The sequence below is a fragment of the Limnohabitans sp. genome (assembly GCF_046052825.1).
GTDB lineage: Bacteria > Pseudomonadota > Gammaproteobacteria > Burkholderiales > Burkholderiaceae_C > Limnohabitans.
This window is the reverse complement of sequence record NZ_JAVLFP010000015.1, coordinates 1-10,281: the sequence shown is the minus strand read 5'-3', so window position 1 is coordinate 10,281 and position 10,281 is coordinate 1. Positions and strand designations below refer to the sequence as shown.

Sequence of the window (10,281 nt, the reverse complement as noted above, 5' to 3'; positions counted from 1 at the left end):
CGGATTAAGCGGCGAGTGCGAAACGTTCGTCGTTTGCAGTTAGTTTTTTTTCTGCTGTTTTACGAGGTAACAGAACCTCGACATGCCCTGCCACGCGTCCGAACCGATGTCGAAACCAGTGCAGCCCCAAGTGGACTATTTTAGGCCTTTGTCAGCCATTGCAAGAGATGCAAAGGCGAATCAATGTGTAAATCTGCACCCCAGCTGGCAATATTTGATTTTTCGCCCAAATACCCATAGCTCGCCGCCACAGTGCGCATGCCTGCTGCGCGTCCGGCCACAATGTCGCGCTCGTCATCGCCAACATACAGACACACTTCTGGCGGCAAGCCCAAACGCCTCGCGGCTTCGAACATCGGTGCAGGATGCGGTTTGGCATGTGCCGTGGTGTCCCCGCTCACAATGGCAGAAGCCGATGAAAACAAAGGCATGGCCTGCGTTAGAGGGTCTGTGAAGCGCGCCATTTTGTTGGTCACAACGCCCCATGGCATGTCACGCTGGCGCAAGGCGTCAATGACATCTGTCACGCCATCAAAGATGTAGGTGCGCACTGTCATCGCACGCTCATAGTTCACAAAAAACTCTTCGCGAAACGCTTCGTAAGTGGGGTGCTCTGGCGTGATATCGAATGCCACCTTGAGCATGCCGCGCGCACCGGCCCCCGCCATCGGGCGGTACAAGCCTTCGGGCAACGAGGACATGCCTCGATCGGTACGCATTTTGTCGGCAGCGTCCCCAAGGTCGGGGGCGCTGTCAATCAGGGTGCCATCCAAGTCAAACAGCACGGCACGAATGTCGCTCAGCATCAGGCCGTCCTCTGGGTTGCCACCAGGTAATTCACGCTGGTGTCTGCGCTCAACCAGTAGCGTCGGGTCAAGGGGTTGTATTCCATGCCACGGGTATGGAGCCATTCCAGATCGGCACTTCGGCACGCACTGGCCAACTCACTGGGGCGGATGAACTTTGCGTACTCATGGGTCCCACGTGGCAGCATGTTCAACACGTACTCGGCGCCCACGATGGCAAATAAAAAAGACTTGGGGTTGCGGTTCAAGGTCGAGAAAAAGACCCAGCCCCCGGGCTTGACCAATTGAGAACATGCCCGCACGATCGAAGCAGGGTCAGGCACATGCTCCAGCATTTCCATGCAGGTGACCACATCAAAGCTGGCAGGCTGCTCTGCAGCCAGGGCCTCGACGCTGACTTCGCGGTAGCTCACGCGGGGCGTTTGAGCTTCCAAGGCATGCAACTGGGCAACTTTGAGTGACTTGGTGGCCAAATCAATCCCCAACACTTGCGCGCCCGAGCGCGCCATGGCGTCGCTCAAGATGCCGCCACCGCAGCCCACGTCGAGCACGTGTTTGCCTTGCAAAGAGGCTAGTTCATCGATCCACGCCAAGCGCAAGGGGTTGATTTGGTGGAGCGGGCGAAACTCACTCTCAGGGTCCCACCAGTGGTGGGCCAAATCGGAAAACTTGGCCAACTCGGCCGGGTCAAAGTTGGCGTGTGGAGTGGAAATGGTGTGCATGGCTGAATTGTCGTTGATCCAATAAAAAACCCCGCCGCAGCGGGGTTCTTGAAGATCTAGGAAAGATCAGTTGGCACGGGTGCCAACAACTTCGATCTCAACGCGACGGTTTTTAGCGCGACCTTCTTTGGTCTTGTTGTCAGCCACGGGCTGCTTCTCGCCTTTGCCTTCGGTGTAGATGCGGTTTTTCTCGATGCCTTTGGACACCAAGTAAGCCTTCACAGATTCAGCACGACGCACTGACAGTTTTTGGTTGTAGGCATCGCTACCCACAGAGTCGGTGTGGCCCACAGCAATGATCACTTCCAAATTGATGCCTTTGACTTTGCCAACCAAGTCATCCAACTTGGCTTTGCCAGCGGGCTTGAGCACGGACTTGTCGAAGTCAAAGAAGGCGTCAGCGGCATAAGTCACTTTGGAAGCTGCAGGTGCTTGAGGTGCTGGAGCGGCAGCAGCAGCAGGCGCAGGTGCAGGAGCTTCAGCCTTTGGAGCGACGACAGCTGGTGCAGGAGCGGCAACGATGGCACCGTCACAACCTTTGGCAGCAGTGGCGGGTGTCCAGTTGGCATCGCGCCAGCACAGGCCGGTGGAGTTGGTCCAAACATCGCCTGACGAGTTGCGCCAGTTGTCAACGTTTTGAGCAACAGCGGCAGTTGCCAATGCGACGGTAGCAACAAAAGCTGCCAAGTTCTTCAAGTTTTTCATGATTCACCTCTGAGGGATTTATAAGCCGCAGACCTTGCTGCGATTCCATGCATTCAAGGTGCAAACACCGTAACGCTGTAAATATTGTGCCATATCTCATTTGTGCCCCCTCAATTTTGAGAAGAGATGCTTGTCGCTTGGGTGCGTCTGTTGCCAGTGAGCCACAACTGGCCACTCGTGGTTATCAGCCTAAAATGTCAGGTTTCCCGCTTTACGGCCGCTTTCATGACTCAGTTTGCCAAAGAAACATTGCCCATCAGCCTAGAAGAGGAGATGCGCCGAAGTTACCTCGACTACGCCATGAGCGTGATCGTCGGTCGCGCACTCCCGGACGCGCGGGACGGCTTGAAGCCGGTGCACCGCCGCGTGTTGTTTGCGATGCATGAGCTCAACAACGACTGGAACCGTCCTTACAAAAAGTCAGCCCGTATCGTCGGTGATGTCATTGGTAAATACCACCCACACGGTGACAGTGCGGTTTACGACACCATCGTGCGCATGGCGCAAGACTTTTCATTGCGACACATGTTGGTGGACGGCCAGGGCAACTTCGGCTCGGTCGACGGCGACAACGCAGCGGCCATGCGTTACACGGAAATCCGTTTGTCCAAGATCGCCCACGAAATGTTGGCTGACATCGACAAAGAAACCGTGGATTTCGGCCCCAACTACGACGGCTCTGAAAAAGAACCTTTGGTATTACCCAGCCGCATTCCCAACCTGCTGGTCAATGGCTCCTCGGGCATCGCCGTGGGCATGGCCACCAACATTCCCCCGCACAACTTGAACGAAGTGGTTGACGCGTGTCTGCACATGTTGCGTCATCCGGAAGCCAGCATCGACGAGTTGATGGAAATCATCCCCGCGCCTGACTTCCCCACCGCCGGCATCATCTACGGCATGAGTGGCGTCAGAGATGGCTACCGCACCGGTCGTGGCCGCGTGGTCATGCGCGCCAAGTGCCACTTTGAAGACATTGACCGTGGCCAACGCCAATCGATCATCGTCGACGAGCTGCCCTACCAAGTGAACAAAAAGACCTTGCAAGAACGCATGGCCGAGTTGGTGCACGAAAAGAAAATCGAAGACATCAGCCACATCCAAGACGAGTCCGACAAATCGGGCATGCGTTTGGTGATCGAGCTCAAGCGCGGCGCTGTGCCTGAGGTGGTGCTCAACAACCTGTACAAACAAACCCAGCTCCAAGACACCTTTGGCATCAACATGGTGGCCCTGATCGACGGTCAGCCCAAGTTGTGCAACCTGAAAGACCTGATCAGCGTCTTCTTGCAACACCGCCGCGAGGTGGTGACACGCCGCACCATCTTCACCCTGCGCAAAGCCCGCGAACGCGGCCATGTGCTGGAAGGTTTGGCCGTGGCCTTGGCCAACATCGACGAGTTCATTGCCATCATCCGCAACGCCCCCACCCCACCGGTGGCCAAGGCCGAGCTGATGACACGCGCGTGGGACAGCAAGCTGGTGCGCGAAATGCTCACCCGCAGCCGGGCTGACGGCGGCGTGATCAACGCCGACGATTACCGTCCAGACGGCTTGGAAAAAGAATTCGGCATGAGCCAAGACGGCTTGTACCGCCTGAGCGACACCCAAGCGCAAGAAATTTTGCAGATGCGCCTGCAACGTTTGACCGGCTTGGAACAAGACAAGATCGTCAACGAATACAAAGACGTGATGGCCGAGATCGACGACTTGCTCGACATCTTGGCCAAGCCAGAGCGTGTGTCCACCATCATCGGCGACGAGCTGAATGTGGTGAAACAAGAGTTCGGTCAAACCAAACTCGGCGCACGCCGCAGCGTGATCGAGCACAACGCCCAAGACCTGGGCACCGAAGACTTGATCACACCCACCGACATGGTGGTCACGCTCAGCCACAGCGGCTACATCAAGAGCCAGCCCTTGAGCGAATACCGCGCCCAAAAGCGCGGCGGTCGAGGCAAGCAAGCCACCGCCACCAAAGAAGACGACTGGATCGACCAACTCTTCATTGCCAACACACACGACTACATCTTGTGCTTCTCCAACCGTGGCCGCTTGTACTGGCTCAAAGTCTGGGAAGTGCCCGCAGGCTCACGTGGCTCACGCGGCAGGCCGATCGTCAACATGTTTCCATTGCAAGAAGGCGAAAAAATCAACGTCGTCTTGGCCCTCACAGGCGAGGCTCGCACCTTCCCTGAAGACCAATTTGTGTTCATGGCCACCTCCATGGGCACCGTCAAAAAGACCTCGCTCGACGAGTTCAACAACCCGCGCAAAGGCGGCATCATCGCCGTCAACTTGGACGACGGCGACTTCTTGGTGGGTGCTGCCCTGACCGATGGCAAACACGACGTCATGCTGTTCAGTGACGGCGGCAAAGCCGTTCGTTTTGACGAAAACGATGTGCGTCCCTTGGGTCGCAGTGCGCGCGGTGTGCGCGGCATGATGATCGAAGACGGCCAAAGCGTGATCGCCATGCTGGTGTCTGAACAAGAAGACCCCAACGCCCCTGCCGACGCCGTGCGCGCCAGCGTGCTGACTGCCACCGAAAACGGCTATGGCAAACGCACCAGCATCACCGAATACACCCGCCATGGGCGCGGCACCAAAGGCATGATTGCCATCCAGCAATCCGAACGCAACGGCAAAGTCGTGGCCGCCACCCTGGTACAGGCCGACGACGAGATCATGCTCATCACCGACACCGGCGTGCTGGTGCGTACCCGCGTGTCTGAAATCCGTGAACTCGGGCGTGCCACCCAAGGCGTGACCTTGATTGGCCTGGACGCAGGCGCCAAGCTCAGCGGCTTGCAACGCATCGTCGAAAACGATGCCAACGCACACGACAGCGAAGGCGCTGAAGACGCTCAAGCAGGTGACGGCGACGCTCCCAGCGAAGCGTGAGGCACTTGGCATGAGCACGCGCCCCTACAACTTTTCTGCTGGCCCAGCGGCCATGCCGCTGGAGGTGCTGCAACAAGCCGCCACGGAAATGACCGACTGGCACGATGCGCAGGGCCGTCCCTCGGGCATGGGCGTGATGGAAATGAGCCATCGCGGGAAAGAATTCATCGCCATCTACGAGCAAGCCGAAGCCGACCTGCGCGAGCTGCTGGCCATTCCCGCACATTTCAAAGTGCTGTTCATGCAAGGCGGCGGCATTGCTGAAAATGCCATCGTGCCCCTCAACTTGTCACGCGGTGAACCCATCGATGTGGTGGTCACAGGCAGTTGGAGCGAAAAGTCGTTCAAAGAAGCGGCCAAGTACTGCACGCCCCACCTGGCTGCATCGGGTGCCGACAGTCACTTCACCACCCTGCCCGACCCAGCCCATTGGAAACTCAGTGACGCCGCGCGTTACGTCCATGTGTGCACCAACGAAACCATCCACGGGGTGGAGTTCCACAGCTTGCCCGACTTGAAGGCCTTGGGCTCCAACGCACCCTTGGTGATTGACTTCTCGTCCCACGTGCTGTCGCGCTCGGTGGACTGGTCCAAAGTGGGCTTGGCTTTTGGCGGCGCGCAAAAGAACATTGGCCCCGCAGGCGTGACCCTGGTGGTGGTACGGGAAGACTTGCTGGGCCATGCACTCCAGGTGTGTCCTAGCGCGTTCAACTACACCACCGTGGCCGACAACGGCTCGATGTACAACACCCCGCCCACCTACAGCATCTACATCGCGGGCTTGACCTTCCAATGGCTCAAGCGCCAAGGCGGTGTCGCTGCGATGGAGCAACGCAACATCGCCAAAGCCGAGCTGCTGTACAACTATTTGGACAGCTCCAGCTTTTACAGCAACCACGTGGCTGCTGACTGCCGCTCACGCATGAACGTGCCCTTCTTCTTGGCCGACGCCACGCGCAACGACGCTTTTTTGGCAGGTGCCAAAGCGGCTGGACTGCTGCAACTCAAAGGCCACAAGTCGGTGGGCGGCATGCGCGCCAGCATTTACAACGCCATGTCCATCGAAGGCGTCCAAGCCTTGGTGGACTACCTGCGTGCGTTTGAACAAACACAGGCGTGACGCCTTTTGAGCACATGAGCCAAACACCTATTCAGTCTGACGCCTTGGGCGAGCTGCGCGTGCAAATCGACGCGCTGGACAAACAACTGCTGAGCCTGCTCAACCAACGCGCCCATGTGGCCGAACAAGTGGGTGAAATCAAACGCGCCGAAGGTTCCCCGTTCTTTCGCCCTGACCGCGTGGCCCAAGTGATCGACAAAATCACCCAAGCCAACCCTGGCCCCCTCAAGAACCCCCACGTTGCGGCCATCTGGCGTGAAATCATGTCCGCCTGCCTGGCGCTTGAAGCGCCGCAACGCGTGGCCGTGTTGGGCCCACAAGGCACCTTCTGCGAACAAGCCGCAATCGAGTTCTTTGGCAGCGCCGCCAACCTGATTTACTGCGCCAACTTTGACGAGGTGTTCCATGCCACGGCTGCGGGCACCGCCCAATACGGCGTGGTCGGCATGGAAAACTCCACCGAAGGCGTGGTGGCCAGATCGCTCGATTTGTTTTTGCGTTCCCCCGTGCATGTGGTGGGCGAGGTCAGCCTCTTGGTGCGCCACAACCTGTTGCGTCAAACCAACTCGCTCGACGGCATCGAGGTGGTGATGGCCCACCCCCAAGCCTTGGCCCAGTGCCAAGTCTGGTTGAGCCAACACCTGCCCAACGCCGAACGACGTGCGGTCTCCAGCAATGCAGAAGGCGCACGGCTGGCTGCCACCCACCCTGCCTGGGCAGGGTTGGCCAGTGAGCGCGCGGCCAGCCAGTTTGCCTTGCACATCGTGCACCACGCCATCCAAGACGAGGCCTACAACCGCACCCGCTTTGCCATCATCACCCTGCCGCAAACCTTGGCCACGCCTCCGGCCTCAGGCAAAGACTGCACCAGCTTGGTGGTGTCGGTGCCCAACCGTCCAGGTGCCGTGCACGACCTGTTGGTGCCACTCAAAAACAACGGCGTGTCCATGACGCGCTTTGAGTCGCGCCCGGCCAAATCGGGCCAGTGGGAGTACTACTTCTACATCGACATCCAGGGCCATGTCTCTCAGCCCCATGTGGCAGCTGCCTTGCAAGAGTTGCAAGGCCTGTGCGCCTTCTACAAAGTTTTGGGCTCTTACCCCGTCAGCGAATGAGTTCGCCGACATTTCAACGCCTGGCACTCATCGGCTGCGGCTTGATGGGGGGCTCGTTCGCGCTGGCCTTGCGTGAAGCAGGTATGGTCCAGACCATCGCAGGCTTCAGTGCATCCGATACCACCCGTCAGCGTGCGGTCGCGCTCAAGGTCATCGACCAAGCCTGCACCAGCGTGGCCCAAGCTGTGCAAGGTGCCGATCTGGTGCTGCTGGCCGTGCCCGTCGGCGCCATGCAGGCAAGCTTTGAGGCCATGCGAGAGGTGTTACAGCCCAACGCCTTGCTGATGGACGTGGGCTCCACCAAATGCGATGTGATCGCTGCCGCGCAAGCCAGCTTGGGCGAGCGCCTGGCCTGCTTTGTCCCCGCCCACCCCATTGCAGGCAAAGAGGTGGCGGGCATTGAACATGCCGAGGCGGCTCTGTACCAAAACCGCCGCACCATCCTCACCCCACTGCCTAAAACGGGCATTGCGCGGCTGCAAGCTGCACACGATGTCTGGGCTGCCATTGGCAGCCACGTCAGCACCATGACGCCTGAGGCCCACGACGCCACCTTTGCCGCCGTCAGCCACCTGCCGCACCTGCTGGCCTTTGCCGCGGTCAACGCCCTCACCTCGCAGCCGAAAGGGGCAGCATTTTTGGACATGGCAGGCCCAGGCTTTCGCGACTTCTCACGCATCGCGGCCAGCGACGCTGCCGTGTGGCGCGACATCTTGAATGCCAACAGCGCTGAAGTACTGCAACAAATGGCGCACTTTCGCACCGCGCTCGACCAGTTCGAGACCGCACTGACAAGCGGCGACACACACGTCTTGCAACACCTCATCCAACAAGCCAGCGACGTGCGCGCTTGCTGGCAACTGCAAGCCCACACTTCGTGCAACACGACCTCTGACGACTAAGCCGCAGGTCTCACCTTTTTCGCCATGTTCTCCACGGCCTTTCTCGACTTGCCGCCCTTGCAAGGTGCCTCTGGCACCGTGACCTTGCCGGGCTCCAAAAGCATCTCCAACCGCGTGCTGTTGCTCTCGGCCCTGTGCCAAGGCACCACCGTGGTCCACGACCTGCTCGACTCGGACGACACCCGCGTCATGCTCGACGCCCTGCGGCAACTCCAATGCGGCGTCGACGTGCAAGGCAGCACCGTCACCATCACCGGCTTGGGTGGTCAACTGGCACACCACAAACCCATTGCGCTCTTCATGGGCAATGCAGGCACCGCCATGCGCCCCCTCACCGCCGCCTTGGCCGTGCTGGGAGGCGACTTTTCGCTCTCTGGCGTGGCGCGCATGCACGAGCGCCCCATTGGCGACCTGGTTGATGCGCTGCGCTTGCTCGGTTGCCAGATCGACTACCTGGGTCAAGAAGGTTTTCCTCCGCTGCACATTGGCCAACCCACACTTCAATTGGATGCGCCCATCCAAGTGCGTGGCGATGTGTCCAGCCAGTTTTTGACGGCTTTGTTGATGGCCCTGCCCTTGGCTGCCAAAACGCAAGACATCGTGATCGAGGTGGTGGGCGAGCTGATCAGCAAGCCCTACATCGACATCACGCTCAACTTGTTGGCACGCTACGGCATCGCCGTTCAACGCGAGGGCTGGCAGCGCTTCACCATCCCTGCGGGCAGCCACTACCAGTCGCCGGGCAGCATCCACGTCGAGGCCGATGCCTCGTCGGCCAGCTACTTCATCGCACTCGGCGCCATCGCCAGCGGGGAAGGCATTCGCATCCAGGGCGTGGGGGCCGACTCGATTCAGGGCGACATCCGCTTCATCGACGCGGCAACCCAGATGGGCGCGCACATCACCAGCGGCCCCAACTGGCTGCAGGTGCAACGTGGGGCCTGGCCACTGCACGGCATTGAACTCGACTGCAACCACATTCCCGATGCCGCCATGACCCTGGCCGTCATGGCGCTCTTCGCCGACAGCCCCACCACCCTGCGCAACATTGCCAGCTGGCGCGTCAAAGAAACCGACCGCATTGCCGCCATGGCCACCGAATGCCGCAAACTCGGCGCCACGGTGGAAGAAGGCGACGACTGGCTGCGCATCCACCCGCTGCCAAACGGCCACGACATCAATGCATCGGCGCAGAGGCACTGGCAGCGCGCCAGCATCCACACCTACGACGACCACCGCGTGGCCATGTGCTTCTCGCTCGCCGCCTTCAATGCCAAGCAACTGCCCGTGCGCATCGAAGACCCCAAATGCGTCGCCAAAACTTTTCCCGATTACTTTGAAACCCTGTTCTCGGTGGCACACGCCGACACCACGCACATTCCTGTCATTTGCATTGACGGCCCCACCGCCTCCGGCAAAGGCACGCTGGCCAGCCGCGTGGCGCAGGCCTTGGGCTACCACTACCTCGACTCGGGCGCCCTCTACCGCGTCACCGCCTACGCCGCGCTGCAAGCAGGCTTGGCACTCGACAAGGCCCATGAGCCGGCCATTGCCGACTTGGCCCGCAGCCTGCCCGTGCGCTTTGAAGGCGACACCGTGTGGCTGGGCAGCCAGGACGTGAGCGACGCCATTCGCACCGAAGAGGCGGGCATGAATGCCTCCAAGGTGTCGGTGTTGCCTGCCGTGCGCACTGCCTTGGTGGCCCTGCAACACAGCTTTCAGCGCCTGCCTGGACTGCTGGCCGACGGTCGTGACATGGGCACGGTGATCTTTCCGCAAGCCCCGTTGAAGGTGTTTTTGACCGCCAGCGCCGCACAGCGTGCCGCGCGCCGTCATAAGCAATTGATTTCAAAGGGTTTTTCGACTACACTCGACATTCTTCGTGCCGATTTGGAGGCCCGTGACGCCCGCGATTCATCGCGCAGCGTGGCGCCCTTGAAACCAGCACAAGATGCTTTGCAACTCGACAACTCCGCGTTGTCCATCGAGGCTTCGGTGGATCAGGTG

The 10,281-nt window shown here is 59.7% G+C and carries 8 protein-coding genes and 1 other RNA gene; 5 read left to right on the top strand and 4 right to left on the bottom strand.

Features of this window, described 5'->3' with window-relative positions:
* The 4 genes from ssrA to ompA form a co-directional block, all read right to left on the bottom strand.
* Positions 1-128: a transfer-messenger RNA gene (gene ssrA, locus ACKWJN_RS02205) on the bottom strand; the annotation flags it as partial.
* A gap of 12 nt (positions 129-140) precedes the next feature.
* The gene (locus tag ACKWJN_RS02200; protein WP_408594107.1) at positions 141-806 is read right to left on the bottom strand and encodes an HAD-IA family hydrolase; all 666 of its coding nucleotides are present in this window, start codon (positions 804-806) and stop codon (positions 141-143) included.
* Positions 806-1,528 (bottom strand): bifunctional 2-polyprenyl-6-hydroxyphenol methylase/3-demethylubiquinol 3-O-methyltransferase UbiG, encoded by a 723-nt coding sequence (gene ubiG, locus ACKWJN_RS02195; protein ID WP_408594105.1) that lies wholly within the window; start codon positions 1,526-1,528, stop codon positions 806-808. The genes ACKWJN_RS02200 and ubiG overlap by 1 nt, the downstream gene beginning before the upstream one ends.
* Positions 1,529-1,594: 66 nt before the next feature.
* Positions 1,595-2,233 (bottom strand): outer membrane protein OmpA, encoded by a 639-nt coding sequence (gene ompA, locus ACKWJN_RS02190; RefSeq protein ID WP_408594104.1) that lies wholly within the window; start codon positions 2,231-2,233, stop codon positions 1,595-1,597.
* Positions 2,234-2,458: 225 nt separating this feature from the next.
* Between ompA and gyrA the strand changes: the two genes are divergently transcribed.
* The 5 genes from gyrA to ACKWJN_RS02165 form a co-directional block, all read left to right on the top strand.
* Positions 2,459-5,137: a DNA gyrase subunit A gene (gene gyrA, locus ACKWJN_RS02185; protein ID WP_408594102.1), complete on the top strand. Its 2,679-nt coding sequence runs from the start codon at positions 2,459-2,461 to the stop codon at positions 5,135-5,137.
* Between the two features lie 10 nt (positions 5,138-5,147).
* On the top strand, positions 5,148-6,257 hold the full coding sequence (gene serC, locus ACKWJN_RS02180; RefSeq protein ID WP_408594100.1) for a 3-phosphoserine/phosphohydroxythreonine transaminase: 1,110 nt from the start codon (positions 5,148-5,150) through the stop codon (positions 6,255-6,257).
* Between the two features lie 14 nt (positions 6,258-6,271).
* The gene (pheA, locus tag ACKWJN_RS02175) at positions 6,272-7,372 is read left to right on the top strand and encodes a prephenate dehydratase (protein ID WP_408594098.1); all 1,101 of its coding nucleotides are present in this window, start codon (positions 6,272-6,274) and stop codon (positions 7,370-7,372) included.
* Positions 7,369-8,274 (top strand): prephenate dehydrogenase, encoded by a 906-nt coding sequence (locus ACKWJN_RS02170; protein WP_408594096.1) that lies wholly within the window; start codon positions 7,369-7,371, stop codon positions 8,272-8,274. The genes pheA and ACKWJN_RS02170 overlap by 4 nt, the downstream gene beginning before the upstream one ends.
* Before the next feature lie 24 nt (positions 8,275-8,298).
* The coding region (locus ACKWJN_RS02165; protein ID WP_408594094.1) for a bifunctional 3-phosphoshikimate 1-carboxyvinyltransferase/cytidylate kinase at positions 8,299-10,281 on the top strand (1,983 nt) is incomplete at its 3' end.